This window comes from Pseudomonas sp. B1(2018) (assembly GCF_003097365.1).
In the GTDB taxonomy this organism is placed as follows: Bacteria; Pseudomonadota; Gammaproteobacteria; order Pseudomonadales; family Pseudomonadaceae; genus Aquipseudomonas; species Aquipseudomonas laurylsulfatiphila.
The window spans coordinates 159,505-184,537 of record NZ_PYUK01000012.1; the positions used below are offsets into that span (position 1 = coordinate 159,505).

At 60.9% G+C, this 25,033-nt stretch carries 25 protein-coding genes; 14 read left to right on the plus strand and 11 right to left on the minus strand.

Annotated elements, in window-relative coordinates:
- Nucleotides 1-165: 165 nt before the first annotated feature.
- The 4 genes from C9422_RS19875 to C9422_RS19890 all read left to right on the plus strand — a co-directional run bounded on the left by C9422_RS19875 (nucleotide 166) and on the right by C9422_RS19890 (nucleotide 3,691).
- The gene (locus C9422_RS19875; protein WP_057713171.1) at nucleotides 166-963 is read left to right on the plus strand and encodes a hydroxymethylpyrimidine/phosphomethylpyrimidine kinase; all 798 of its coding nucleotides are present in this window, start codon (nucleotides 166-168) and stop codon (nucleotides 961-963) included.
- A gap of 31 nt (nucleotides 964-994) precedes the next feature.
- On the plus strand, nucleotides 995-1,618 hold the full coding sequence (gene thiE / locus C9422_RS19880) for a thiamine phosphate synthase (protein ID WP_116581866.1): 624 nt from the start codon (nucleotides 995-997) through the stop codon (nucleotides 1,616-1,618).
- Between the two features lie 10 nt (nucleotides 1,619-1,628).
- On the plus strand, nucleotides 1,629-2,912 hold the full coding sequence (gene hemL / locus C9422_RS19885; protein ID WP_116581867.1) for a glutamate-1-semialdehyde 2,1-aminomutase: 1,284 nt from the start codon (nucleotides 1,629-1,631) through the stop codon (nucleotides 2,910-2,912).
- 224 nt (nucleotides 2,913-3,136) lie between these two features.
- A complete protein-coding gene (locus C9422_RS19890; protein ID WP_116581868.1) occupies nucleotides 3,137-3,691 on the plus strand; it encodes a tetratricopeptide repeat protein in 555 nt (184 codons plus the stop codon).
- 129 nt (nucleotides 3,692-3,820) lie between these two features.
- Here C9422_RS19890 and C9422_RS19895 read toward each other — a convergent pair whose 3' ends face one another.
- A complete protein-coding gene (locus C9422_RS19895; RefSeq protein ID WP_003185742.1) occupies nucleotides 3,821-4,150 on the minus strand; it encodes a DUF1820 family protein in 330 nt (109 codons plus the stop codon).
- A 135-nt stretch (nucleotides 4,151-4,285) separates the two neighbouring features.
- Here C9422_RS19895 and miaB point away from each other — a divergent pair, with 135 nt between their 5' ends.
- The 5 genes from miaB (at nucleotide 4,286) to lnt (ending at nucleotide 9,662) form a co-directional block, all read left to right on the plus strand.
- Nucleotides 4,286-5,614, plus strand: a complete 1,329-nt coding sequence (gene miaB, locus C9422_RS19900) for a tRNA (N6-isopentenyl adenosine(37)-C2)-methylthiotransferase MiaB (RefSeq protein WP_116581869.1) — start codon at nucleotides 4,286-4,288, stop codon at nucleotides 5,612-5,614.
- Between the two features lie 176 nt (nucleotides 5,615-5,790).
- Nucleotides 5,791-6,798 (plus strand): PhoH family protein, encoded by a 1,008-nt coding sequence (locus C9422_RS19905; RefSeq protein WP_015096962.1) that lies wholly within the window; start codon nucleotides 5,791-5,793, stop codon nucleotides 6,796-6,798.
- The gene (gene ybeY / locus C9422_RS19910) at nucleotides 6,791-7,285 is read left to right on the plus strand and encodes an rRNA maturation RNase YbeY (RefSeq protein ID WP_116581870.1); all 495 of its coding nucleotides are present in this window, start codon (nucleotides 6,791-6,793) and stop codon (nucleotides 7,283-7,285) included. The genes C9422_RS19905 and ybeY overlap by 8 nt, the downstream gene beginning before the upstream one ends.
- A 5-nt stretch (nucleotides 7,286-7,290) precedes the next feature.
- Nucleotides 7,291-8,130 (plus strand): HlyC/CorC family transporter, encoded by an 840-nt coding sequence (locus C9422_RS19915; protein ID WP_007975860.1) that lies wholly within the window; start codon nucleotides 7,291-7,293, stop codon nucleotides 8,128-8,130.
- Between the two features lie 8 nt (nucleotides 8,131-8,138).
- Nucleotides 8,139-9,662, plus strand: coding sequence for an apolipoprotein N-acyltransferase (gene lnt / locus C9422_RS19920; protein WP_104451339.1), 1,524 nt, complete (start codon nucleotides 8,139-8,141; stop codon nucleotides 9,660-9,662).
- Nucleotides 9,663-9,745: 83 nt separating this feature from the next.
- Here the strand turns inward: lnt and C9422_RS19925 are convergent, their stop codons facing one another.
- Nucleotides 9,746-10,507 (minus strand): YdcF family protein, encoded by a 762-nt coding sequence (locus C9422_RS19925; RefSeq protein WP_116581871.1) that lies wholly within the window; start codon nucleotides 10,505-10,507, stop codon nucleotides 9,746-9,748.
- Nucleotides 10,508-10,611: 104 nt separating this feature from the next.
- Entirely contained in the window at nucleotides 10,612-10,932 is a 321-nt protein-coding gene (locus tag C9422_RS19930; RefSeq protein WP_015096967.1) for a hypothetical protein, read from the minus strand.
- Nucleotides 10,933-11,213: 281 nt separating this feature from the next.
- Here C9422_RS19930 and leuS point away from each other — a divergent pair, with 281 nt between their 5' ends.
- From leuS to C9422_RS19955, 5 genes are all read left to right on the plus strand, one after another.
- The gene (gene leuS, locus C9422_RS19935; protein WP_116581872.1) at nucleotides 11,214-13,820 is read left to right on the plus strand and encodes a leucine--tRNA ligase; all 2,607 of its coding nucleotides are present in this window, start codon (nucleotides 11,214-11,216) and stop codon (nucleotides 13,818-13,820) included.
- 87 nt (nucleotides 13,821-13,907) lie between these two features.
- Nucleotides 13,908-14,513 (plus strand): LPS assembly lipoprotein LptE, encoded by a 606-nt coding sequence (gene lptE / locus C9422_RS19940; protein WP_116581889.1) that lies wholly within the window; start codon nucleotides 13,908-13,910, stop codon nucleotides 14,511-14,513.
- A gap of 39 nt (nucleotides 14,514-14,552) precedes the next feature.
- Nucleotides 14,553-15,590, plus strand: a complete 1,038-nt coding sequence (holA, locus tag C9422_RS19945; RefSeq protein WP_007975871.1) for a DNA polymerase III subunit delta — start codon at nucleotides 14,553-14,555, stop codon at nucleotides 15,588-15,590.
- Nucleotides 15,591-15,773: 183 nt separating this feature from the next.
- Complete coding sequence (gene arfA / locus C9422_RS19950) at nucleotides 15,774-15,938, plus strand: alternative ribosome rescue factor ArfA (protein ID WP_007975872.1); 165 nt, start codon at nucleotides 15,774-15,776, stop codon at nucleotides 15,936-15,938.
- Nucleotides 15,939-15,999: 61 nt separating this feature from the next.
- Complete coding sequence (locus C9422_RS19955) at nucleotides 16,000-17,322, plus strand: lytic murein transglycosylase (RefSeq protein WP_116581873.1); 1,323 nt, start codon at nucleotides 16,000-16,002, stop codon at nucleotides 17,320-17,322.
- 72 nt (nucleotides 17,323-17,394) lie between these two features.
- Here C9422_RS19955 and C9422_RS19960 read toward each other — a convergent pair whose 3' ends face one another.
- The 8 genes from C9422_RS19960 to rodA all read right to left on the minus strand — a co-directional run bounded on the left by C9422_RS19960 (nucleotide 17,395) and on the right by rodA (nucleotide 25,028).
- Complete coding sequence (locus tag C9422_RS19960; protein WP_116581874.1) at nucleotides 17,395-18,342, minus strand: LD-carboxypeptidase; 948 nt, start codon at nucleotides 18,340-18,342, stop codon at nucleotides 17,395-17,397.
- Nucleotides 18,343-18,516: 174 nt separating this feature from the next.
- Nucleotides 18,517-19,515, minus strand: a complete 999-nt coding sequence (gene lipA / locus C9422_RS19965; RefSeq protein WP_162130289.1) for a lipoyl synthase — start codon at nucleotides 19,513-19,515, stop codon at nucleotides 18,517-18,519.
- 25 nt (nucleotides 19,516-19,540) lie between these two features.
- Nucleotides 19,541-20,188: a lipoyl(octanoyl) transferase LipB gene (gene lipB, locus C9422_RS19970; protein WP_007975880.1), complete on the minus strand. Its 648-nt coding sequence runs from the start codon at nucleotides 20,186-20,188 to the stop codon at nucleotides 19,541-19,543.
- Complete coding sequence (locus C9422_RS19975) at nucleotides 20,188-20,463, minus strand: DUF493 domain-containing protein (RefSeq protein ID WP_056855803.1); 276 nt, start codon at nucleotides 20,461-20,463, stop codon at nucleotides 20,188-20,190. Before C9422_RS19975 ends, lipB begins: the two co-directional genes overlap by 1 nt.
- Before the next feature lie 83 nt (nucleotides 20,464-20,546).
- Complete coding sequence (locus tag C9422_RS19980) at nucleotides 20,547-21,704, minus strand: D-alanyl-D-alanine carboxypeptidase family protein (protein WP_007975884.1); 1,158 nt, start codon at nucleotides 21,702-21,704, stop codon at nucleotides 20,547-20,549.
- Nucleotides 21,705-21,889: 185 nt separating this feature from the next.
- Complete coding sequence (locus C9422_RS19985) at nucleotides 21,890-22,897, minus strand: septal ring lytic transglycosylase RlpA family protein (protein WP_007975887.1); 1,008 nt, start codon at nucleotides 22,895-22,897, stop codon at nucleotides 21,890-21,892.
- Complete coding sequence (gene mltB, locus C9422_RS19990) at nucleotides 22,897-23,907, minus strand: lytic murein transglycosylase B (protein ID WP_104451328.1); 1,011 nt, start codon at nucleotides 23,905-23,907, stop codon at nucleotides 22,897-22,899. Before mltB ends, C9422_RS19985 begins: the two co-directional genes overlap by 1 nt.
- A gap of 17 nt (nucleotides 23,908-23,924) precedes the next feature.
- Nucleotides 23,925-25,028, minus strand: a complete 1,104-nt coding sequence (gene rodA / locus C9422_RS19995; protein ID WP_050549215.1) for a rod shape-determining protein RodA — start codon at nucleotides 25,026-25,028, stop codon at nucleotides 23,925-23,927.
- Nucleotides 25,029-25,033: the final 5 nt, after the last annotated feature.

Here is a 25,033-nt window from a genome sequence, read left to right on the forward strand (position 1 = left end):
GCAAAAAATCAAAAGATCGCAACCTTCGGCAGCTCCTACAGGTTTGCGTCGATCCGCCCTTCTTGCAGGAGCTGGCGAAGGCTGCGATCTTTTGCCTTTTTCTGCGCCTCACACCGAAGTGCACGCACACCCGAAAAACGTTGTTTGGTGGTAAGCTCGCGCACCATGAATATCTACAGCTCTCGCCCCGTTGTCCTCTGTCTCTCCGGCCACGACCCAAGTGGTGGCGCCGGCTTGCAGGCAGATATCGAAGCCCTGCTCGCTCAGGGTTGCCATGCGGCTCCGGCCGTCACCGCCCTGACCGTGCAAGACACCGTCAATGTCACTGACTTCCGCGTCCTCGACCGTGAGTGGGTACTGGCCCAGGCCAATGCCGTGCTCAACGATTCCGAAGTCGCGGCGGTCAAACTGGGCATGCTCGGTTCCCTGGAAATGGTCGACACCGTGGTCGAACTGCTTTCGGCGCACCCGCATTTGCCAGTGGTCTGCGACCCGGTGCTGCGTGCCGGCGGCGGCGGACGCCTGGGCAAGGACGAAGTCGGCTACGCCATGCGCGAACGCCTGCTGCCCTTGTCGATCATTGCCACTCCCAACCTTCCCGAAGCCCGGATCCTCGCCGAACTGCCCGAAGGCACCGCGGACGAATGCGCTGAAAAACTCCTGCCGTTCGTCAAACACCTGCTGATCACCGGCGGCCATGGCGACGAAACCGAAATCCACAATCGCCTGTACAGCCGCGACGGCCTGCGCGAAACCTTTACCTGCCAGCGCCTGCCCGGCAGTTATCACGGTTCCGGCTGCACCCTGGCGAGCGCGCTGGCCGGTCGTCTGGCCCAGGGTGAAAACCTCGCCAGCGCCGTGCAGACCGCGCTTAACTACACATGGCGCACCCTGCGTGACGCCGAGCAGCTGGGCAAAGGCCAGTTTGTGCCGCGCCGCCTGCCGCTGGATTTCTGTTCGTAACTTCCATTTGTAATGCGGTGAGGCTTGTCCGATGAAACTACGTGGCCTGTACGCCATTACCGACAGCCATTTGCTGGACGGTAAGTTGCTCAAGTACGTGGAGGCGGCGCTGGAAGGCGGCGTCACCTTGCTGCAGTACCGCGACAAAAGCAGCGACGAGGCCCGCCGCCTGCGTGAGGCCGAAGCCTTGCGCGAACTGTGCGAACGCTACAAGACCCATCTGATCATCAACGATGATGCCGAACTGGCCGCGCGCCTCAATGTGGGCGTGCACCTGGGCCAGACCGATGGCCCGCTGACTCCGGCCCGTGCACTGCTCGGGCGTCAGGCGATCATCGGTTCAACCTGCCACGCGCAGCTCGAACTGGCCGAACAGGCGGCCAAAGAAGGTGCTAGTTATGTTGCCTTCGGCCGCTTCTTCAACTCCAACACCAAACCCGGCGCACCGACCTGCAGCCTCGAACTGCTCGACCAGGCGCGCAAGCAACTGCACTTGCCTATCTGCGCGATCGGCGGCATCACCCTGGACAACGCCGCTCCGCTGGTGGCCCATGGGGTCGATCTGCTGGCCGTGGTGCATGGCCTGTTCGGCGCCGAGAGCACGGCCGAAGTCACCCGCCGTGCCCGCGCCTTTAACGAATTACTTAAAATCTGAGAACCCGATCATGTCTCGTTCCGAAACGCTGTTTGCCAATGCCCAGAAACACATTCCCGGTGGCGTGAACTCGCCGGTTCGCGCGTTCAAGAGCGTCGGCGGCACGCCGCTGTTCTTCAAGCATGCCGAAGGCGCCTACGTCACCGACGAAGACAACAAGCGCTATGTGGATTACGTCGGTTCGTGGGGCCCGATGATCCTCGGCCACAGCCACCCGGACGTGCTGGACGCGGTGCGCAAGCAGCTGGAGCACGGCCTGTCCTACGGCGCGCCGACCGAGATGGAAACGCAGATGGCCGACCTGGTCTGCTCTCTCGTGCCGTCGATGGAAATGGTGCGCATGGTCAGCTCCGGCACCGAAGCGACCATGAGCGCCATTCGCCTGGCCCGCGGCTTCACCGGTCGCGACAGCATCATCAAGTTCGAAGGCTGCTACCACGGTCACTCCGACAGCCTGCTGGTCAAGGCCGGCTCGGGCGCATTGACCCAGGGCGTACCGAGTTCGGCCGGCGTACCGGCAGCGTTCGCCAAACACACCCTGACCCTGCCGTTCAACGACATCGACGCCGTTGAAGCCATGCTCGCCGAAGTCGGCCAGGACGCGGCCTGCATCATCGTCGAGCCAGTGGCCGGCAACATGAACTGCGTGCCGCCGGCACCGGGTTTCCTCGAAGGCCTGCGGACCCTGTGCGACAAGCACGGCGTGGTGCTGATTTTCGACGAAGTGATGACCGGTTTCCGTGTCGCCCTCGGCGGTGCCCAGGCGTACTACGGCGTGACGCCGGACCTGACCACCTTCGGCAAGATCATCGGTGGCGGCATGCCGGTCGGCTGTTTCGGCGGCAAGCGTGAAATCATGCAGCGCATCGCCCCGCTGGGCCCGGTCTACCAGGCCGGCACGCTGTCGGGCAACCCGCTGGCGATGGCCGCCGGCCTGACAACCCTGCGCCTGATCAGCCGTCCGGGCTTCCACGCCGAGCTGACCGACTACACCACTCGCCTGCTCGACGGCCTGCAACAGCGCGCCGATGCGGCGGGCATTCCGTTCGTGACCACACAAGCCGGCGGCATGTTCGGCCTGTACTTCAGCGGCGCCGACGACATCGTGACTTTTGATGACGTGATGGCCAGTGACGCCGCCCTGTTCGGCCGCTTCTTCCACCTGATGCTCGAAGGTGGCGTGTACCTGGCACCGAGTGCCTTCGAAGCCGGTTTTACTTCGATCGCCCACGGCGAAGCCGAACTGAAACTGACCCTGGACGCCGCCGAGCGTGCCTTCGCAGCCTTGAAATAACGCTGTAGCGCTGACGTTGGCCATTGCCAGCGTCAGCTTTCACCTACACGCCCACCTTCATTCCTACACTTTCAGCAAAAATCCTCCGCAAAACGGGAGATATATTTCCCGCGCAGCAGAAAAACGAGTAAAGACTTTGTAAGGTTGGCCCTGCTTATTTCATAATGCGCGCTTATTGGATCCCTCGATGGGTCCGCGCGCCCTTCAGAGGTAAGTCGATTCCCATGAACCGCACCGGCCGCACCCTTGCACTGGGCTGCCTGTTGCTTCTTCAGCCCCTGCTCGCGCACGCACAAGCAGGCGGCAACTCGTTGTTGATCCCAGCGATGGGTCGCTGCACCCTCAATACCCAGCCGCAAGACCTGGAACAGGCGATCGCCGCCTGCCGGAAAGCGTCGGATGAAGGGGATGCGCAAGCGCAATACGAGTTGGGTGAGTTCTACTACGAAGGCAAAAACGCACCGCGCGATCTCAATCAAGCCCTGAGCTATTTCGAAAAGGCCTCGCTGCAAGGCCACGCCCAGGCGCAATTCAAGCTCGGCACCATGTTCTTCCACGGCGAAGGCGTACCGGCCAATAACGTTCAGGCGTATATCCTGCTGAAGATGGCGGCGGTCAACGGTGCCGAAGATGCACTGGACACCGCTGACGAAGTCACCGAAAAAATGCCCCGCGAAGAACTGGAGCTTGCCACCCAGGTGCTCGGGCAAATTTTCCGTAAATATTTGATGGAACTGCAGAGCGCTGACGGGCGTACGCCTTTCGCGCCGCTTCCCTGATTTTTGCGTTGATCTGACTGGCCCCATCGCGAGCAAGCTCGCTCCCACAGATGACCGAGTTTTCTCATGGAAATACGGTCAAATGTGGGAGCGAGCTTGCTCGCGATAGGGGCGACTCGATCTTGAGGCTTACTTCTCAGGCATCGGCATCGGAAACGGCATGACATTGCCGACCGCGCCGCGGGCTTCGCTGATTTTCGGTGTCCCCAGACGCTCGACTTCGTCGATACGCACGATCGAATGCATCGGCACAAAACTGCGCACCACGCCTTCGAACTGAGCCTTGAGCTTTTCTTCACTCGGATCGACGACCACTTGCGTGCGCTCGCCAAAGACGAACTCTTCCACTTCCAGAAAGCCCCACAGATCACTTTGATAGATCTGCTTGGCGTACATTTCGAACACCTGGCCCTGGTTGAGGAAAATCACCTTGTAGATTGGAGCTTCACGTTTGGTCATGGTGGGCGGGTAACACATCGAGGGATAAAAAAGAGGGCGCAAACTATAGCATAGCCGCCGGACGCGCAGCGGTAGGAACCTGGGTTCATGTTCCCTATAATGCGCGGTTCTTTGAATCACGTGATGACTCTATCCATGGCCAAGAAGCTTTACATCGAAACCCACGGTTGCCAGATGAACGAGTACGACAGCTCGCGCATGGTCGATCTGCTGGGCGAACACCAGGCCCTGGAAGTCACCGCGCGCGCTGAAGACGCCGATGTCATCCTGCTCAACACCTGCTCGATCCGCGAACGTGCGCAGGACCGCGTCTACTCCCAGCTCGGGCGCTGGCGCGAACTGAAGCTGGCCAACCCGGAGATGGTGATCGCCGTCGGCGGTTGCGTGGCCAGCCAGGAAGGCGCGGCCATCCGCGATCGCGCGCCGTACGTCGACGTGGTGTTCGGCCCGCAAACCCTGCACCGCCTGCCGGAAATGATCGACGCCGCGCGCATCAGCAAGCTGCCGCAAGTCGACGTCTCGTTCCCGGAAATCGAAAAGTTCGACCATTTGCCCGAGCCGCGCATCGACGGCCCGAGCGCTTACGTGTCGGTGATGGAAGGCTGCAGCAAGTACTGCACGTTCTGCGTGGTGCCCTACACCCGCGGCGAAGAAGTCAGCCGGCCGTTCGACGACGTGATTGCCGAGATCATTCACCTGGCCGAAAACGGCGTGCGCGAAGTGACACTGCTGGGGCAGAACGTCAACGGTTATCGCGGCCTCACCCATGACGGGCGTCTGGCGGATCTGGCCGAGCTGATCCGCGTGGTTGCCGCCGTCGATGGCATCGACCGCATCCGCTACACCACGTCGCATCCGCTGGAGTTCTCCGACAGCCTGATCCAGGCCCACGCCGATGTGCCGGAACTGGTCAAGCACCTGCACCTGCCAGTGCAGTCGGGCTCGGACCGCATCCTCGCCGCGATGAAGCGCAACCACACCGCGCTGGAATACAAATCCAAACTGCGCAAGCTGCGCGCCGCCGTGCCGGGGATCTGCATCAGCTCGGACTTCATCGTCGGCTTCCCGGGCGAGACCGAGAAAGACTTCGAGCAAACCATGAAGCTGATTGCCGACGTCGGCTTCGACTTTTCCTACTCGTTCGTCTATAGCCAACGCCCGGGAACTCCGGCCGCCGACCTGGCCGATGACACCCCTGAAGAGCTGAAAAAAGAGCGTCTGAATGCCCTGCAGCATCGCTTGAACCAGCAAGGTTTCGAGATCAGCCGACAAATGGTCGGTTCGATCCAGCGGATCCTGGTGACCGATTACTCGAAAAAAGACCCGGGCGAGCTGCAAGGCCGGACCGAGAATAACCGTATCGTCAACTTCCGCTGCGACAATCCGACCCTGATCGGCCAGTTCGCGGACGTGCACATCGATGCCGCGCAGCCGCATTCGCTGCGGGGTTCGCTGATCCAGTAACACCAAAAGATCGCAGCCTTCGGCAGCTCCTACAAGAATGCATCGCCATGTAGGAGCTGCCGAAGGCTGCGATCCTGGCGGTCTCGAAGATTAGAAATTTTAAGAGCTTTCGCACCCGCGCCACTGGCGTTATCCTTGATTTCATCTCAATTGCCCCAGGGCGGCTAAATACGACCTTGAACGCACCCATAGAACCACATCGTTTCATCCTCGAGCCTTTTGAAGCTCGCCGCTTCGCCAATCTGTGCGGGCAATTCGACGAGCATTTGCGCTTGATCGAACAACGCCTGACCATCGAGATCCGCAATCGCGGCAACCAGTTCGAGCTGATCGGCGAGCCCAAACACACCACCTCCGCGGAAAACCTACTGCGCCGCCTGTACCGGGAAACCAAGGGTACCGAGCTGTCGCCGGACATGGTGCACCTGTTCCTGCAGGAGTCTGCCGTGGAACAGTTGGACAACCACTCCCCCGCCGAACCGTCCGTGGCGCTGCGCACCAAAAAAGGCATGATTCGCCCCCGCGGCTTGAATCAGCTGCGCTATGTGAAGGAGATCCTCGGTAACGACATCAACTTCGGCATCGGCCCGGCCGGTACCGGCAAGACCTATCTGGCCGTCGCCTGCGCGGTGGATGCACTGGAGCGCGAGCAGATTCGCCGCATTCTGCTGGTGCGCCCGGCGGTCGAAGCGGGTGAAAAACTCGGCTTCCTGCCAGGCGACCTGTCGCAGAAAATCGACCCGTACCTGCGCCCGCTCTACGACGCACTCTACGAAATGCTCGGCTTCGAATACGTCGCCAAGCTGATCGAGCGCCAGGTGATCGAAGTCGCGCCGCTGGCTTACATGCGCGGCCGTACGCTGAACAACAGCTTCATCATTCTTGACGAAAGCCAGAACACCACGGTCGAGCAAATGAAGATGTTCCTGACCCGGATCGGCTTCGGCTCCACGGCCGTCATCACCGGGGACATCACCCAGGTCGACCTGCCACGCGGCACCAAGTCCGGCCTGCACCATGTGATTGAAGTGCTCAAGGAAGTGCCGGGGATCAGCTTCACCCATTTCCAGCCCAAGGACGTCGTGCGCCATCCGCTGGTACAGCGCATCGTTGAGGCCTACGAGCGCTTCGAAACCCGTGCGGCCGATGATGCAGCCGCCAAGGATAGCCGCCGCGATGCTTGAGCTTGACCTGCAAATCGCTACCCAAGCCCCCGCCCCCAGCGAAGCCGAGTTCCGCCAGTGGTGCGAACTGGCTTTGCGCCAGCGCAGCGCCGACTCGGAAATGACCATTCGCCTGGTCGACGAAGCCGAAGGACGCGAGCTGAACCACACCTGGCGGCAAAAGGATTACGCAACTAACGTCTTGTCATTCCCGGCCGATGTGCCGGATGAGTTCCTCGACATCCCGCTGCTGGGCGATCTGGTGATCTGCGTGGCGGTGGTCGAGCGTGAGGCCCTGGATCAAGGCAAGGAGCTCAAGGCACATTGGGCACACCTGGTGATTCACGGCTGCTTGCATCTGCTTGGTTACGACCATATTGATGACGACGAAGCCGAAGAGATGGAAGCACTGGAACGAACGTTGCTTGCAGAACTGGGCTTTCCCGATCCGTACGCGGACGACGAAACCGATTTATCCCCCACAGAAACAACAAAGGATTCAGAGTAATCGCTATGAGCGAAGATCGATCGAGCAACGGGCAGAAGTCATGGCTGGGTAAGCTCACCCAGGCTTTTGCCCACGAGCCGAAAAACCGCCAGGAGCTTTTGGAGCTGCTGCGCGATGCACACCAGAACAAACTGTTGGACAGCGAAGCGCTGGCCATCGTCGAAGGCGCCATCCAGGTGGCTGACCTGCAGGTGCGGGACATCATGGTCCCGCGCTCGCAAATGGTCAGCATCAAGGCGAACCAGACACCCCGCGAGTTCCTGCCTGCCGTGGTCGACTCGGCCCACTCGCGCTACCCGGTCATCGGCGAAAGCCACGATGACGTGATGGGCGTGTTGCTGGCCAAGGACCTGCTGCCGTTGATCCTCAAGGAGAACGGCGACAGCTTCAACATCAAGGATCTGCTGCGTCCGGCCACCTTCGTGCCGGAATCCAAGCGCCTTAACGTGCTGTTGCGCGAGTTTCGCGCCAACCACAATCACATGGCCATCGTCATTGACGAGTACGGTGGCGTGGCAGGCCTGGTCACCATCGAAGACGTGCTGGAACAAATCGTCGGCGACATCGAAGACGAACACGATGTCGAAGAGGACAGCTACATCAAGCCGCTGCCGAGCGGTGATTTCCTGATCAAGGCCCTGACGCCGATCGAGAACTTCAACGAGTTTTTCGACAGCGAGTTCTCCGACGATGAATTCGACACCGTTGGCGGTCTGGTGATGAGTGCGTTCGGGCATCTGCCAAAACGTAACGAAATCACTGAAATCGGCCCATACCGCTTCCGCATCCTGAACGCCGACAGCCGTCGGATTCACTTGCTTCGCCTGACGCCCATTGCTCGCTAAGGATTGAAATGCGCTGGACAACCCGCCCCGGCTGGCCCGGTAACCTGCTGGCCGTGGCGGCCGGTGCAATCACCACCCTGGCCCTGGCGCCGTTCGATATCTGGCCACTGGCATTGCTCGCCGTCGGCCTGTTCTATGCCGGCCTGCGCGAACTGAGCCCACGTCAAGCCTTGGGGCGCGGCTGGTGTTTCGGTTTCGGCCTGTTCGGTGCCGGCACCAGCTGGATCTACTACAGCATTCACCATTTCGGCGGCGCCTCGGTGTTGCTCGCCGGTTTCCTGATGCTGCTGTTCACGGCGGCGATTGCCTGGTTCTTTGCCCTGCCCGCCTGGATTTGGGCGCGCTGGCTGCGCCGCAATGAGGCGCCGCTGGCCGACGCCCTGGCCTTCGCTGCGCTGTGGGTCGCCCAGGAAGCCTTCCGCGGCTGGTTCCTCACCGGCTTCCCGTGGCTGTATTCCGGTTACAGCCAGCTCGACGGCCCGCTGGCCGGGCTCGCGCCCCTCGGCGGGATGTGGCTGATTTCCTTTACCCTGGCACTGACAGCGGCGTTGATCTACAACGGCTTGCGCCTGGTTCGCACGGGACGCAAGGGCTTCATCGCTGCCGGTGTATTGCTGCTGGTCGGCCCATGGCTGGTCGGCATGGCGCTCAAGCACCACGCCTGGACCAGCCCTTCGGGCCCGCCACTGAGCGTCGCCGCCATTCAGGGCAACATCGAACAAAGCATGAAGTGGGATCCGGCGCAGCTCAACGCGCAGTTGGCGCTGTACCGCGACATGAGCTTCAGCTCCAAACGCGTCGATTTGCTCATCTGGCCGGAAACGGCGATCCCGGTGCTCAAGGAGTCCGCCGAGGGCTACCTGAACATGATGGGCAACTTCGCGGCCGAACGTAAATCGGCGTTGATCACCGGCGTCCCGGTCCGCATGGAGGTACGCCACGAGAAGCGTTTCTTCAATGGCATCACCGTGACCGGTGAAGGCGACGGCACTTATCTGAAGCAAAAACTGGTGCCCTTTGGTGAATATGTTCCCTTGCAGGACATCCTGCGCGGACTGATCGCCTTCTTCGATCTGCCAATGTCGGACTTCGCTCGCGGCCCGGCTGACCAGCCGCTGCTGCAAGCCAAGGGTTATCAGATCGCGCCGTTCATCTGCTATGAGGTGGTTTATCCGGAGTTCGCCGCCAGCCTTGCCGCCCGCAGCGACCTGTTGCTGACCATCAGCAACGACACCTGGTTCGGCACCTCCATTGGCCCGTTGCAACACCTGCAGATGGCACAGATGCGCGCGCTGGAAGCCGGCCGCTGGATGATCCGTGCCACCAACAACGGCGTGTCCGGCCTGATCAACCCGTTCGGCCAGATTACCGATCAGATCCCGCAGTTCGAACGCGGCATCCTGTATGGCGAAGTGGTGCCGATGCACAACCTGACGCCGTACCTGGAATGGCGCTCATGGCCATTGCTCATTCTCTGCGTGTTGTTGTTTGGCTGGGCGCTGATTGCCAGCCGGATGGCCAAGACCGTATAGAAAAAGATCGCAGCCTGCGGCAGCTCCTACATTTGGAATGCAATCCCCTGTAGGAGCTGCCGCAGGCTGCGATCTTTTGATCTCTATCGGTAAAACAACGAATAACCGACCTGCCCCACCGCCTCGTTCATCAACTGCCCGTTCTGCCAGATCGCCTTGAACTCCGGCATCCAGCCCCCCAGCGGCCGCGCGTTGTCGCCGCCCAGAAACCCTACCGGCGCCGGCACCACCTCAAAACCGGCCTTGCGGAAACTCCAGACCGCCCGTGGCATATGCCAGGCCTGAGTCACGAGCACCACACGCTTGATGCCCTGGGGAAGCAGCACCTCGGCGCTGAACTGCGCATTTTCCCAGGTCGTGCGGCTGCGCCCTTCCTGCCAGCGCACGCTCAAGCCAAAATCGTCACGCAAGGCGTCAGCCATCATCTGCGCCTCGCTGGGCGGCGTGCCGTAATGCAAGCCGCCGCTGGTCAGTACCGGCAACCCGGAAGCCTTGGCCAACCGCGCGGCAAAGCGCTGACGTTCCAGACCGACACCCGTGGGCTGGTCGGCGCCCCAGGCCACGTCACCGCGCTCGCGCCCCGAACCGAGGACCACGATCGCGTCCGCACGCTGCCCCAGGACTGCCCACTCACTGCGGGCAAGCGGCGGCTCCCGCTCGAGCAGACTGGCACTCCATTGCACAACCACCGGCAGGCTCATCAGCCAGAAACCACCCAGGCCCAGACCAAAGCACACACCGGCAAGCCTCGGCCTTGAGCGGCGCAACCACCAGGCAAGCAAAAGCAGCAGCAATAGAATGCCGGGCGGCAAAAGAAGTTGTTTTACGAAATAACGGAACGGCATCGAGCATCTCCTGGAGATGCCCGAAGCCTAAGTGGGTTGGCGCAATGCGACAATCAATATGGAAGGACTATGCTTCAAAAATTCAAGGAGCATGGCACCGTGCCCTATTTGAACTGCAAAGACCGGACCTTTACCGCGTCTCTGCCGGGAACCTTGTCCTTGAGCCAGATGATCTTGGCTGAACGTGGTGCGTCGAGTTGCTTTACCGCTTCTGACAAGCATCCGTGCGTCTCACGTTCACTGCGATCCAGATACGCCTTGACCAGTGCAAACTCTGCGGGGCTCAGGCCACGCAGTTCCAGCTCCAGAGGGCGTTCGTCGCGCAACCGGCCAGCGGTCCTTGCCGCTTCCAGGGCCAAGGCCAACCGATCGATCAGCCTTTCGTACAGCTCCGGTTTTGTAGCTTTTTGCTGTGACTCAACCATCCCTCACCTCATTGGAAGATATGACCTACTCCCCAGTTAGAGCTTAGCTTCCATGAACAAACCGGCTGAACGCCGCGACCAACGGCCCTCGCAGCGGTTTTCGCAGGACGTGTGGCAGCAATCAGGGTTTCCCTCGGTAGAGCGCGGTCATGTATGCTACGGCGCTTCCTGTAACTCCACTTCCAGCTCGGCTGGACACCGAAAACGCCAATGAGGCGGCTTCAACGTCCAGCGTTGCATTGAAGAGGATTAGGCCACCCCTATTCAGTTCAAAAGTAGCCATGCACGAACAATATCAGCCCCGTGAAATCGAAGCCGCCGCCCAGTCGTTCTGGGACGAGCAAAAGTCCTTTGAAGTCAGTGAACAGCCAGGCAAGGAGACTTACTACTGCCTGTCGATGTTCCCTTACCCCAGCGGCAAGCTACACATGGGGCACGTGCGCAACTACACCATCGGCGACGTGATCTCCCGCTACCAGCGCATGCAGGGCAAGAACGTTCTGCAACCGATGGGTTGGGACGCCTTCGGCATGCCGGCGGAAAACGCCGCGATGAAGAACAACGTAGCGCCCGCCAAATGGACCTACGAAAACATCGCCTACATGAAAAGCCAGCTGCGCAGCCTGGGCCTGGCGGTGGACTGGTCGCGCGAAGTGACCACCTGCAAGCCCGATTACTACCGCTGGGAACAATGGCTGTTCACTCGCCTGTTCGAAAAAGGTGTGATCTACAAGAAAAGCGGCACCGTGAACTGGGACCCGGTCGACCAGACCGTCCTGGCCAACGAACAGGTGATCGACGGTCGCGGCTGGCGTTCGGGCGCGCTGATCGAGAAGCGCGAAATCCCGATGTACTACTTCAAGATCACCGCCTACGCGGATGAACTGCTGGAGAGCCTCGACGAACTGACCGGCTGGCCTGAACAGGTCAAGACCATGCAGCGCAACTGGATCGGCAAATCTCGCGGCATGGAAGTGCAGTTCCCGTACAACGTCGACTCCATCGGCGAAACCGGTGCACTGAAAGTCTTCACCACTCGTCCGGACACTTTAATGGGCGCGACTTACGTCGCCGTGGCCGCCGAGCACCACCTGGCCACCCTGGCCGCCCGGAACAATCCCGAGCTGCAAGCGTTCATCGCTGAATGCAAGGGCGGCAGCGTGGCTGAAGCCGACGTCGCCACCCAGGAGAAAAAAGGCCTGCCGACCGGTCTGTTCGTCGAACACCCGCTGACCGGCGAAAAGCTGCCGGTCTGGGTCGCCAACTATGTGCTGATGCATTACGGCGATGGCGCGGTGATGGCGGTTCCGGCCCACGACGAGCGCGATTTCGAATTCGCCCACAAATACAACCTGCCGGTCAAATCGGTCGTGCGCACCAGTTCCGGTGAGACCAACCCCGCGCCATGGCAAGATGCCTACGGCGAGCACGGCACCCTGATCAATTCCGGCGAGTTCGACGGCCTCGACTTCGCGGGCGCCTTCGACGCCATCGAAGTCGCGCTGATCAAGAAAGAACTGGGCGCCTCGCGTACCCAGTTCCGCCTGCGCGACTGGGGCATCAGTCGTCAGCGCTACTGGGGCTGCCCGATCCCGATCATCCACTGCACCACCTGCGGTGACGTGCCGGTACCGGAAGATCAACTGCCGGTCGTGCTGCCCGAAGACGTGGTGCCGGATGGCGCCGGTTCGCCACTGGCGCGCATGCCCGAGTTCTACGAGTGCACCTGCCCTAAATGCGGCGCGCCGGCCAAGCGTGAAACCGACACCATGGACACCTTCGTCGAGTCCTCGTGGTACTACGCCCGCTACGCCTCGCCACACTTTGAAGGCGGCCTGGTGGAAAAATCGGCGGCCGACCACTGGCTGCCGGTTGACCAGTACATCGGCGGTATCGAACACGCGATTCTTCACCTGCTGTACGCGCGCTTCTTCCACAAGCTGATGCGCGACGAAGGCCTGGTGAGCTCCAACGAGCCGTTCAAGAATCTGCTGACCCAGGGCATGGTGATCGCCGAGACCTACTATCGCCGCGAAGCCAATGGCGCCTACACCTGGTTCAACCCGGCGGACGTCGAGCTCGAGCGCGACAGCAAGGCCAAGGTTATCAGCGCCAAATTGAAAGCGGACGGACTGCCGGTGGAAATCGGCGGCACCGAGAAGATGGCCAAGTCGAAGAACAACGGCGTCGACCCACAGTCGATGATTGACCAGTTCGGTGCAGACACCTGCCGCCTGTTCATGATGTTCGCCTCGCCACCTGACATGAGCGCGGAATGGTCCGACTCCGGCGTAGAGGGCTCGCACCGATTCCTCAAGCGCGTCTGGCGCCTGGCTCAAGCGCACGTCACTCAGGGCCTGCCGGGCAAACTGGACGTCGCCAGCCTGAATGACGAGCAGAAAGCCGTTCGTCGCTCGATCCACCTGGCCATCAAGCAGGCCAGCCAGGACGTCGGCCAGAACCACAAATTCAACACCGCCATCGCCCAGGTGATGACGCTGATGAACGTGCTGGAGAAAGCCGCACAAGGCACCGAACAGGATCGCGCGCTGGTTCAGGAAGGCCTGGAAACCGTGACCCTGCTGCTCGCCCCGATCACGCCGCACATCAGCCACGAGCTGTGGCATCGACTGGGCCACGCTGATCCTGTGATCGACGCCGGCTGGCCGGTAGTGGATGACAGCGCTTTGGTACAGGACAGCCTGCAACTGGTGATTCAGGTCAATGGCAAGCTGCGTGGTCACATCGACATGCCGGCCAGTGCCAGCCGTGAAGAAGTCGAAGCCGCCGCCCGTGCCAACGAGAACGTCCTGCGCTTCGTCGACGGTCTGACCATTCGTAAAGTGATCGTAGTGCCCGGGAAACTGGTCAATATCGTCGCCAGCTAATTGGATCAGGCGCCAGGTGAGCCTGGCGCCGAGTAAAACCTTTCGGGCCGCTTGATCGGCCCACATGGTTTCAAGGGGAGCAACAAGATGATCAAACGCAATCTGCTGGTGATGGGCCTCGCGGTTCTGCTGAGCGCCTGCGGTTTCCAGCTGCGCGGCACCGGCACCAACCAACTGGCGATCAAGGAACTCGACCTGAGCGCCCGTAACGCTTATGGCGAAACCGTGACCCAGTTGCGTCGGGTACTGGAAGGTAGCGGCGTCAAAGTCTATACCGGCGCACCGTACAAACTGGTGCTGACCAATGAGCAGGAAAGCCAGCGCATCCTCAGCTACGCAGGCGCCAGCAGTACCGGCGAGTACCAGATCACCACCGTGCTGAGCTACGACATCCGTGGTCGCGGTGATCTGCCATTGTTGAGCGACAAGCTTGAAGTGCAGAAAGTCTTTATGCACGACGGCAGCAACCTGGTGGGGTCCGACCAGGAAGCCCAAACAGCCCGTGCAGAAGGCCGCCGGGAACTGGTTCAACGCATGATGCTGCGTCTGGAACAACTGAGCCCGGACCAACTGGACAAATTGCAGCAAACTGCCGAAGCCAAGGCCAAGGCTGACGCCGCGGCACTGGAAGCGGCAAAAAAGGCTGAAGCGGAAACCCCGCGTCAGTCGCCTGTCGAACTGCCGCAGCAGTAAGACTTACGGGGCGCTCAGGTGCCCCGTTCGCCCTCTCTTATGAAGCTCGCCCCCGCCCAACTCGCCAAACACCTGCAAGGCGCCCTTGCGCCCGTCTACATCATCAGCGGCGATGATCCGCTGCTGTGTCAGGAAGCGGCCGACGCCATCCGTACTGCTGCCCGTCAGCAGGGATTCGATGAACGCCAGGTGTTTGCCGCCGACGCCAATTTCGACTGGGGGACCTTGCTGCAAGCCGGTGCCAGCATGTCGTTGTTCGCCGAAAAGCGCCTGCTGGAGCTGCGCCTGCCTTCCGGCAAGCCTGGCGACAAAGGTGCTGCCGCGCTTATCGAGTATTGCTCGCGCCCGGCTGACGACACCGTGCTGCTGATCAGCTTGCCGAAACTCGATGGCAGCGCACAGAAAACCAAGTGGGGCAAAGCGCTGGTCGAAGGACAGCAGACCCAGTTCGTACAGATCTGGCCAGTCGATGTCGCCCAGTTGCCCAGCTGGATCCGCCAACGCCTGTCCCAGGCCGGGCTATCCGCCAGCCAGGACGCTGTTGAGCTGATCGCAGCACGGGTCGAGGGCAACCTGCTGGCCGCCGCCCAGGAAATCGAAAAGCTCAAACTGATGGCCGAAGGGGGGCAGATCACCGTTGAAACCGTGCAGGCAGCGGTGGCCGACAGTGCGCGCTTCGACGTCTTTGGCCTGACCGATGCGGTGCTCAATGGTGAAGCGGCCCACGCGTTGCGCATGCTCGAAGGCTTGCGCGGCGAAGGCGTCGAGCCACCGGTGATTCTCTGGGCCCTGGCCCGGGAGCTGCGCCTGCTGGCTAATATTTCCCTGCAATACAGCCAGGGGACGCCGCTGGACAAGGCCTTCAGCCAGGCCAAACCTCCGGTCTGGGACAAACGTAAACCGTTGATGAGCAAAGCCCTGCAACGCTACTCGGCACAACGCTGGGCGCAACTGCTGCTGGAAGCGCAACGCATCGACGCGCAGATCAAGGGCCAGGCGGCGGGTTCGCCGTGGATGAGCTTGAGCCGGTTGACGTTGTTGATGGCCGGTCAGAGATTGTCGTTGCCCGCCGAATAAATCAAAAGATCGCAGCCTGCGGCAGCTCCTACAAGGGATCGCATTCTCATGTAGGAGCTGCCGCAGGCTGCGATCTTTTGATCTTCCGTCCTACAAACCCCGCTTCCATCTGCCCTATAGACATAACCCCGACTTCGGCAGATTATTTCCCCCGCAACACCCACCTACCCGTGAGACCCGATCATGAGCAAAAAGCCATCGAAGCATGGCCCCAACAAGGCCAAATCCATCATCGCCCAGCCATTGTTCCGCAGCCGCCAGGAACGTCCAGCCAAGGGCAAGGGTAGTTACCGCCGCGAAGCCTTCCAGTCTGACAACTGGGAGGCTTCTTACTTTCTGGCTGCGTAAAGCAGAACACCCCTTCAACATGTTAAGGTCTGTACCTGATTCGTACTCCCTGGACCCGTGCATGCCCTTTTGTCTTCCCCGTCGTTGGCACCTACGCCAATTGATCGCTGCCTCCAGCCTTGTTTTGCTTGTCGCCTGTGCGGAAAAACCGACCGCAGCCGACGCTCAGCCGCTTCAGACGCTTCCTGTCGCCACCGCCCCGGCGGTTGTTCCGCCTGTGGTTCCGACGGGTGAGAACCTCGACATCCAGCCAACCCAGACCTTTGCCGAATGGCAGGCAGGTTTCCGCAAGGATGCCCTGGCCGCGGGTATTCGCGCCGATCTGTTTGATCGCGCTTTCGCCAATGTCAGCTTCGACCCCAGTGTGATTCGTGCCGACCGCAGCCAACCGGAATTCGCAAAGCCGGTGTGGGAATACCTCGATGGCGCCTTGTCGCCGCTGCGGGTACGTAAAGGCCAGTCGCTGATCAACCAGTACGCGGACATCCTGCAAAGCATCGAGCAGCGTTACGGCGTTGATCGTCAGGCGCTGGTGGCCGTATGGGGCATGGAAAGCAACTTTGGCCAGTTCCAGGGCAACAAGTCGGTGATCAACTCACTGGCGACCCTGGCCTACGAAGGCCGTCGCCCCGGTTTCGCCCACGCGCAATTGATTGCCGCCCTGCAAATCCTGCAACAAGGCGATATCGAGCCCGAGAAGATGCTGGGATCCTGGGCCGGCGCCATGGGCCAGACCCAGTTCATCCCGACCACCTACAACACCCATGCCGTGGACTTCGATGGTGACGGGCGTCGCGATATCTGGAGCAGCTCGGCCGATGCCCTGGCGTCTACCGCGCACTACCTGCAGAGTTCTGGCTGGCAGAGAGGCCAGCCATGGGGCTTTGAAGTCCAGCTGCCAAGCGGGTTCAACTACCTGCTGGCCGACGGCACGATTCGCAAGAGCGTCGCTGAATGGCGGCAACTGGGCATTACCCTGCCCAACGGTGGCCAGGTCCCGGCCGGCTCCGAGCAATTGTCCGCAGCCCTGCTGCTGCCGGCCGGTTACCGTGGCCCGGCGTTCCTGGTGCTCGATAACTTCCGGGCGATCCTCAAGTACAACAACTCGTCGTCCTACGCCCTGGGCGTGAGCCTGTTGTCTGAACGCTTCAATGGGGGGGGCTTAATCAGTGGCACGTGGCCAAAGGATGACTTGCCGCTGAGCCGCACCGAGCGGATCGAGCTGCAAAACCTGCTGAGCGCGCAAAACTACGATGCCGGCACCGCCGACGGGATCATTGGCGCGAACACCCGCAAGGCGATCCGCAGTGCCCAGCAGTCGTTTGGCTGGCCAGCGGATGGGTATCCGACGCACAAGTTGCTGGAAGGGTTGCGTAACCGCTAAAAGCAAAAGATCGCAGCCTGCGACAGCTCCTACAGGTGCCGCGGGCTGCGATCTTTTCGATATGCTCGCGGCTTACCTGATTACTACATCCTGCTCCAACATCAATTCCTTATTCCCCGCATCCAGCCTGACCAACGCCCCCATGGGCAGCGTCAGATTCGGGTCGCAATGCCCGCTTCGCCACCCGGACAACACCGGAATCCTCAATGGCGCGAAGGTCTGTTTGAGCAACCTGTCCAGCGCGGCCACCTCCACCCCCGCCACATCCCCGACCAACACGCCGCGCAGCTTTTGCAACGTGCCCGCCAGCCGCAGATGGGTCAGCAACCGGTCGATGCGATACAACGGCTCGTTGATGTCCTCGATCAACAGAATGACGCCCTCGGCATCAATCTCGTAGGGCGTGCCCATGGTCGCGGCGATCATGGCCAGATTGCCTCCGAGCAAGCGCCCTTGAGCGACGCCCGGCTCGATCGTGGTCAGCGGGTAGGCCACCGGATGCGCCAGCACCGAGCCCGCCCTCACCTGCCCGCGGAGCATGTTGAAAAAGGAAGACTCCGTTGGTATTTGCTTGCCACCCAGCAGGTCGGCGTTGAGCAATGGACCATGAAATGTCACGAAGCCGGCATAACGACTGATCGCCAAATGCAGGGCCGTGATGTCGCTGTAGCCGATGAATGGCTTGGCGTTGTCGCGCAGCAATTGGAAATCGATGCGATCAAGCAGCCGGGGCGTGCCGTAACCTCCGCGCAGACAGATGATGGCATCGACCTCACGATCCGCGAACGCAGCGTGCAGGTCATTGAGCCGCACGTCGTCGCTGCCGGCCAGGTAGCCATCTTTCTCGTAGACCCCGGGAAACACTTTCAGTGAGAAACCTCGGGCACACATCCATTGCACCGCCTTGTCGGTGTCCAGCGTCGCGGGACCGGCGGGTGCGATAACGCCGATCCTGCCTTCCGACGGCAGTGCCGGGACGGGAGCATGAGGGCAAAGGGTGTGGGTCGGTCGAGCGGTCATCCGTGAATCTCCCTGGGTGAGAACTTCAGCACACAGTAGTCAGGAACGGGGACAAACTGAAGAGGGTCAGTCGCCCCGCAGGTTGCAGGAAAAAGCGGCCAGCGCCGTAGGCCAGGCAAAAAAACGCCCGCAAGGCTGAATACCGTGCGGGCGTTTTTCATTTCCGTGCGCAGATCAGGACGACATCAGCTCGGCCTTGACCAGCTTGGCCTGCTCGTCGGCGTGATACGAGGAGCGCACCAACGGACCCGAGGCAACGTTCTTGAAGCCCATCTTGTAACCTTCCTCGGCGAACCAGGCGAAGGTGTCCGGGTGCACGAAGCGTTGCACCGGCAAGTGGCTGCGGGACGGTTGCAGGTACTGGCCCAGGGTCAGCATGTCGATGTCGTGCTCGCGCATGCGCTTCATGACTTCGATGACTTCTTCGTCGGTCTCACCCAGGCCCAGCATCAAGCCGGATTTGGTCGGAATGTGCGGCATCATCTGCTTGAAGCGTTGCAGCAGGGTCAGCGACCACTGGTAGTCCGAACCCGGACGCGCAGCCTTGTACAGGCGCGGCACGGTTTCCAGGTTGTGGTTGAACACATCCGGCGGCTCGGCGGCAGTGATTTCCAGGGCGATGTCCATGCGGCCACGGTAGTCCGGAACCAGTGTTTCGAGCTGCACGTTCGGCGACAGCTTGCGGATTTCGCGGATGCAGTCGGCAAAGTGCTGGGCGCCACCGTCGCGCAGGTCGTCGCGGTCCACCGAGGTGATCACCACGTACTTCAGGCGCAGGTCGGCAATGGCGATGGCCAGGCTTTCCGGTTCATTGACGTCCAGTGGCTTCGGACGGCCGTGGCCGACGTCGCAGAACGGGCAACGACGGGTGCAGATGTCACCCATGATCATGAAGGTCGCGGTGCCGCCCGAGAAGCACTCGCCCAGGTTCGGGCAGGACGCTTCTTCGCACACGCTGTGCAGCTTGTGCTTGCGCAGCAGGGCCTTGATGCGGTCGACTTCCGGCGAAACCGGGATGCGCACACGAATCCAGTCCGGCTTCTTCGGCAGTTCGGTGGTCGGAATGATCTTCACCGGGATGCGTGCAACCTTTTCGGCGCCGCGCAGCTTGACGCCGGCTTCAACCTTGGGACGCGGGGCCGGGCGCTCGGTGACATCGAGCGTCGGGATCATGGTTTGCACTGCATCAGTAGTCATATCAGTCGATTCCGCCCGTGAGGGTCGTCTGCTCAGCATAGTCGAGGTGTTTGACGAGCTGCGCGCGCAGCCGGGCACTTACCTCGGCAAATTCAATCGATCCTGCGTGATCGCTCAGCTGGGTCATCGCCAGCCCGGCGTAGCCGCAGGGATTAATCCGTCGAAACGGTTCCAGGTTCATGTCCACGTTCAAGGCCAGGCCATGAAAGGAACAGCCATGGCGGATCCGCAGACCCAGGGAGGCGATTTTCGCCCCGTCGACGTAGACACCCGGTGCATCGGGCTTGGCCGCGGCGGTGACACCGTAACTGGCCAGCAGCTCGATCAGGCATTGCTCCATCCGGCTGACCAGATCGCGCACGCCAAACCCGAGCCTGCGTACGTCCAGCAGCAGATAAGCCACCAACTGGCCGGGGCCGTGGTAGGTCACCTGCCCTCCACGGTCGACCTGCACCACCGGAATGTCGCCGGGAAGCAGCAGGTGTTCGGCCTTGCCTGCCTGGCCCTGGGTGAACACCGCCGGGTGTTCCACCAGCCAGACCTCGTCGGCGACATCGGTGCCGCGTTCGTTGGTAAAGCGTTGCATGGCATGCCAGACCGGCTCGTAAGCCATCTGGCCGAGCTCGCGAAAGCCCAGCGTGCCGGACATCACAGCACCATGTGCACGAAACCGGTGGCCCGCAGTTCGCTGTTGATGTTGTACAGCTGGTCCTGGTCGGTCGCGACGATGTGCAACTGAATGGTGGTGTATTTGCCGTTGCTGCTCTGGCGCTCGTCAACACGCTCATCGTTGATCTTGGCGTGCTTGCGGACGATGTCGATGATCTTGTCCTTATTGCCCACGCCGGTGTCGCTGATCACCTTGACAGGATAATCAGTGGCAGGGAATTCGATCTTTGGCGCCTTTACTTCGGTATCGGTCATGGCGTAACGGCCTCGTAAGCGTAAGCCGTGGCGACGGCAAGGCCCCGCGCCGGATCAGCACGGAGCCTTGCAGGAGCACACTATCAGTTGAACAAGCCGTAGAAGAATAGACGGATGCTATCCCACATGCGACGGAAGATACCACCCTCTTCGACGCCATCCAGAGCGATCAGGTCGGCGCTGTGCACCACCTTGTCTTCCAGTTTGACTTCGACTTTACCGATCACGTCGCCCTTGGCGATTGGCGCAACCAGTTGCGGGTTCATGGTCATGCTGGCAGCGAGCTTTTTCAGCTGGCCTTTTGGCAGGGTCATGGTCAGGTCTTCAGCCAGACCGGCCTTGACCTGGTTGGTGGCGCCTTTCCAGACCGGAGCCTGAGCCAGCTCGGTACCCTTCTGGTAGAAGGTCTGGGTTTCGAAGAAACGGAAACCGTAGGTCAGCAGCTTCTGGGTTTCGGCGGCACGGGCCACTTCGCTGTTGGTGCCGAACACCACGGCGATCAGGCGCATGCCATCACGTACGGCCGAGGACACCATGCAGTAGCCGGCTTCGTCGGTGTGGCCGGTCTTCAGGCCGTCGACAGTCTTGTCGCGCCACAGCAGCAGGTTACGGTTGGGTTGCTTGATGCCATTCCAGAAGAACTCTTTCTGCGAGTAGATCGCGTAGTGAGCCGGGTCTTCGTGGATGATCGCGCGTGCCAGCACAGCCATGTCGTGAGCCGACGAATAGTGCTCAGGGTTCGGCAGGCCGGTCGGGTTCATGAAATGGGTATTGGTCATGCCCAGATCGGCGACTGTCTTGTTCATCAGGTCGGCGAAGGCGTCTTCGCTGCCGGCGATGTGCTCGGAGAGCGCGACGCTGGCGTCGTTGCCCGACTGGATGATGATGCCGTGCAGCAGGTCGCTGACAGTGACTTGCGAACCCACCTTGATGAACATCCGCGAACCACCGGTACGCCAGGCGTTTTCGCTGACGGTCACCGGGTCGTTTTCACCGATCTGGCCACGACGGATTTCCAGGGTCGCAATGTACGCGGTCATCAGCTTGGTCAGGCTTGCCGGGGGCAGACGCTGGTCACCGTTGTTCTCGACCAGCACGTTGCCGCTGCTGGCATCCATGAGCACGTAGGCCTTGGCGGCCAATTGTGGTGGCGACGGCATCATCTCGGCCGCGAAAGCGGCAGGTGAGAGGAGCAGCGGGACTAACAGGAACAGGCGTTTGGCAAAGGTGGTGATGTTCATCCGTCTCTCGAAATCGCTAATGGAAACTGCCCAAGGGCAAAACTAATCAGATGACTTTCTAACGAGTCATCGCGTGTTCAGTTGCTCACTCTGTAACCCTTGCCGGGCTTTTGTTCTTCAACGAGCCAACAACCTGATTCACCCCCCAATCGCTGGTGAATCGTCAATCAAGTTCTACGTATTGCTTACTCCGTGACCACACTTGGCGAACCAAGGTTGGCCAGGCGCACACTGTTCTGCACCTGGGCAATTTCACCCGGAGAACCGATCGGCCCCAGGCGAACCCGGTGCAGGGTCTGCTGATTGCGCACGATCGAGCTGATGAACACCGGAGCGCTCACCATCCCGCTGAGCTTCGATCTCAGGAGTTCTGCAGCGTCCGGGTTGGCGAACGCGCCCACCTGCAGATACTGGCCAGAGGCTGGTACAGAAGCGTTTTTTTTTGCATCGAGCTGAACCGGCACTACCGCAGCGGCGTGTTGCTGCGGCGGTGGTGTCCATTGCTCGACGGTGCCGGCCGAGGCCGTGATCACCGGGGCGCTATTCTGCGCGACTTTCGGTTCGTTGAGCATTAATGGTGCCGGACGGCCTTTGGCCGCCCAATACGCCTGTGGATCGATGCCTTCGACCTTGACCCGCGCCGTGCCGGTTTCGGCGTAACCGAGTTTCTTCGCGGCAGCATAGGACAAGTCGATGATCCGGTCCGAGTAGAACGGACCGCGGTCGTTGACTCGCAGGATCACGCTCTTGTTGTTGTCCAGGTTGGTCACCCGGACGTAACTCGGCAGTGGCAATGTCTTGTGCGCGGCACTCATGCCGTACAGGTCATACACTTCGCCGTTGGCGGTGTTCTGACCGTGGAACTTGGTGCCGTACCAGGACGCCGTACCCGACTGCACGTAGGTCTTGGATTCCTGCAACGGGAAGTAAGTCTTCCCCAGCACGGTGTATGGGTTGGCCTTGTACGGGCCGGTGTGCAGGGTCGGCGTGGCGTCCGGGATACGCGACACATCGACGTCCCACCATGGCGCACCATCCTTGTGGGCTCGGTTGATGTCCAGTCCCGGCGTCGCGCGTACGGCGGTGGTGGACTTCTGGGCCGGTGCGCGGCTGGTCGAACAACTGGCGACCAGCACTGCCAGCGCGGCGAATGCCATCAGCTTCAGGGGTTTATTGATAGGCAATGCCCGCATTACTTGACGCCCCGTGCTTGGACCAGCTGTTCAGACAGTTGATGTACGGCCATGGCGTACATCACGCTGCGGTTATATCGCGTGATCGCGTAAAAATTCTTCAGGCCCATCCAGTACTCGGGGCCATTGTCGCCTTCCAGGCGGAAAGCAGTAACCGGCATATCATCGCGCAGCGCATCATGACTTGACCACCCCAGGGCTCGCAACTCCCCGACGGTTTTCGTCGGTTCGATGCCTGCGGTCAAACCTTCGTCAACCTGATCGCCACGGACATCGGCGCGGCTCACCACCGGTTCGCCGGCGACCCAGCCATGACGCTTGAAGTAACTGGCGACACTGCCAATGGCATCGTCCGGGTTGGTCCAGATGTTGATATGCCCATCACCGTCGAAATCCACCGCGTAGGCGCGGAAACTGCTCGGCATGAATTGCGGCAAGCCCATTGCGCCAGCGTAGGAGCCTTTGAGCGTCAACGGATCGACCTGCTCTTCGCGGGCCAGCAGCAGGAACTCACGCAACTCCTTGCGGAAAAACTCGGCACGGGGAGGATAGTCGAAACCCAGCGTCGACAAGGCATCGATCACCCGGAAATTTCCGGTATTTCGGCCGAAAAAGGTTTCAACGCCGATGATCGAGACAATGACCTGGGCCGGCACGCCGTATTCCTGCTCGGCACGGGCCAGCACCGCTTCGTGCTGACGCCAGAAGTCCACCCCACGGGCTATGCGCGCGTCGGTGATGAACATCGGGCGATACTCGCTCCACTGCTTGACCCGTTCGGCGGGTTTCGAGATGGCGTCCAGAATCGACTGCTTACGCTCGGCTTCGCGGAACACGCCCATCAATTGTTCGCCGGCGAAACCGTAGTCACGGGTCATTTCACCGACGAATTCGGCCACCTGGGGTGAGCCTTCGTAGTCGCCGGCCAACGCTTCCTGCACGCTGCCAAGGATGCTTACCAGGCCGACCCATGGCGCAAATCGAGTCGCCCAGCCACGCATTACTTGCATTGAAAATTTCACCTTATTCAAACCTGCGCGATCCACTTGCGATGGGTATGGATCGACATCAAAACCCCAAACGCTGACAGCAGCGTCACCAGCGAAGTTCCTCCGTAGCTAATGAACGGCAACGGCACCCCCACCACCGGCAACAGGCCACTGACCATACCGATGTTGACGAAAACATAAACAAAAAACGTCATGGTCAGGCTGCCCGCGAGCAGCTTGCCGAATAATGTCTGCGCCTGGGCGGTAATCACCAGGCCACGCCCGATCAATAGCAGGTAGATCAGCAGCAGCGCGCAGATCCCTACCAGGCCGAACTCTTCACCCAATACCGCAATGATGAAGTCGGTATGGCTTTCCGGCAGGAAGTCCAGGTGCGACTGGGTACCCAGCAACCAACCCTTGCCGAACACACCGCCGGAGCCGATGGCGGCCTTGGACTGGATGATGTTCCAGCCCGTACCGAGCGGATCGCTCTCCGGGTCGAGGAATGTCAGGATTCGCTGCTTCTGGTAGTCGTGCATGATGAAGAACCACATGGCAACCGCCACGGGCACGGCGGCAGCCAGCACGCTGAGGATCCAGCGCCAGCGCAAGCCCCCCATGAACAGCACGAAAGCGCCGCCGGCCAGGATCAGCAGCGAAGTGCCGAGGTCCGGTTGCCGCACGATGAGAATGAACGGGATGCCGATCAGCATCAGACTGATGCCGACATGCTTGAGCTGCGGCGGCAAGGTGCGCTTGGACAGATACCAGGCGATGGTTGCCGGCATCAGGATCTTCATGAACTCCGAAGGTTGGAAGCGAATCACGCCGGGAATATTGATCCAGCGCGTGGCGCCCATGGCGTTGTGCCCCATGACATCCACCACGACCAGCAAGAGCACGCCGATCACATAGCCGACCGGCACCCAGCGGGCCATGAAGCGCGGCTCGAACTGAGCGATGACGATCATCGACACCAGGCCGATGCCGAACGAAGTGGCCTGTTTGGCCAGCAGGTCCCAACTCTTGCCACTGGCCGAATACAGCACGAACAGACTGCCGGCAGCCAGGGTCAGCAGCAAAATCAGCAACACGCCATCGATGTGCATGCGTTGCAGCAGCGTCGCGCGACGACGCATCACAT

Bases quoted from the DNA above. Each gene is read 5' to 3' on its own strand.
- C9422_RS19875 (WP_057713171.1), top strand. From the start codon at position 166: ATGAATATCTACAGCTCTCGCCCCGTTGTCCTCTGTCTCTCCGGCCAC.
- thiE (WP_116581866.1), top strand. From the start codon at position 995: ATGAAACTACGTGGCCTGTACGCCATTACCGACAGCCATTTGCTGGAC.
- hemL (WP_116581867.1), top strand. From the start codon at position 1,629: ATGTCTCGTTCCGAAACGCTGTTTGCCAATGCCCAGAAACACATTCCC.
- C9422_RS19890 (WP_116581868.1), top strand. From the start codon at position 3,137: ATGAACCGCACCGGCCGCACCCTTGCACTGGGCTGCCTGTTGCTTCTT.
- C9422_RS19895 (WP_003185742.1), bottom strand. From the start codon at position 4,150: ATGACCAAACGTGAAGCTCCAATCTACAAGGTGATTTTCCTCAACCAG.
- miaB (WP_116581869.1), top strand. From the start codon at position 4,286: ATGGCCAAGAAGCTTTACATCGAAACCCACGGTTGCCAGATGAACGAG.
- ybeY (WP_116581870.1), top strand. From the start codon at position 6,791: ATGCTTGAGCTTGACCTGCAAATCGCTACCCAAGCCCCCGCCCCCAGC.
- C9422_RS19915 (WP_007975860.1), top strand. From the start codon at position 7,291: ATGAGCGAAGATCGATCGAGCAACGGGCAGAAGTCATGGCTGGGTAAG.
- lnt (WP_104451339.1), top strand. From the start codon at position 8,139: ATGCGCTGGACAACCCGCCCCGGCTGGCCCGGTAACCTGCTGGCCGTG.
- C9422_RS19925 (WP_116581871.1), bottom strand. From the start codon at position 10,507: ATGCCGTTCCGTTATTTCGTAAAACAACTTCTTTTGCCGCCCGGCATT.
- C9422_RS19930 (WP_015096967.1), bottom strand. From the start codon at position 10,932: ATGGTTGAGTCACAGCAAAAAGCTACAAAACCGGAGCTGTACGAAAGG.
- leuS (WP_116581872.1), top strand. From the start codon at position 11,214: ATGCACGAACAATATCAGCCCCGTGAAATCGAAGCCGCCGCCCAGTCG.
- lptE (WP_116581889.1), top strand. From the start codon at position 13,908: ATGATCAAACGCAATCTGCTGGTGATGGGCCTCGCGGTTCTGCTGAGC.
- holA (WP_007975871.1), top strand. From the start codon at position 14,553: ATGAAGCTCGCCCCCGCCCAACTCGCCAAACACCTGCAAGGCGCCCTT.
- arfA (WP_007975872.1), top strand. From the start codon at position 15,774: ATGAGCAAAAAGCCATCGAAGCATGGCCCCAACAAGGCCAAATCCATC.
- C9422_RS19955 (WP_116581873.1), top strand. From the start codon at position 16,000: ATGCCCTTTTGTCTTCCCCGTCGTTGGCACCTACGCCAATTGATCGCT.
- C9422_RS19960 (WP_116581874.1), bottom strand. From the start codon at position 18,342: ATGACCGCTCGACCGACCCACACCCTTTGCCCTCATGCTCCCGTCCCG.
- lipA (WP_162130289.1), bottom strand. From the start codon at position 19,515: ATGATCCCGACGCTCGATGTCACCGAGCGCCCGGCCCCGCGTCCCAAG.
- lipB (WP_007975880.1), bottom strand. From the start codon at position 20,188: ATGTCCGGCACGCTGGGCTTTCGCGAGCTCGGCCAGATGGCTTACGAG.
- C9422_RS19975 (WP_056855803.1), bottom strand. From the start codon at position 20,463: ATGACCGATACCGAAGTAAAGGCGCCAAAGATCGAATTCCCTGCCACT.
- C9422_RS19980 (WP_007975884.1), bottom strand. From the start codon at position 21,704: ATGAACATCACCACCTTTGCCAAACGCCTGTTCCTGTTAGTCCCGCTG.
- C9422_RS19985 (WP_007975887.1), bottom strand. From the start codon at position 22,897: ATGCGGGCATTGCCTATCAATAAACCCCTGAAGCTGATGGCATTCGCC.
- mltB (WP_104451328.1), bottom strand. From the start codon at position 23,907: ATGCAAGTAATGCGTGGCTGGGCGACTCGATTTGCGCCATGGGTCGGC.
- rodA (WP_050549215.1), bottom strand. From the start codon at position 25,028: ATGCGTCGTCGCGCGACGCTGCTGCAACGCATGCACATCGATGGCGTG.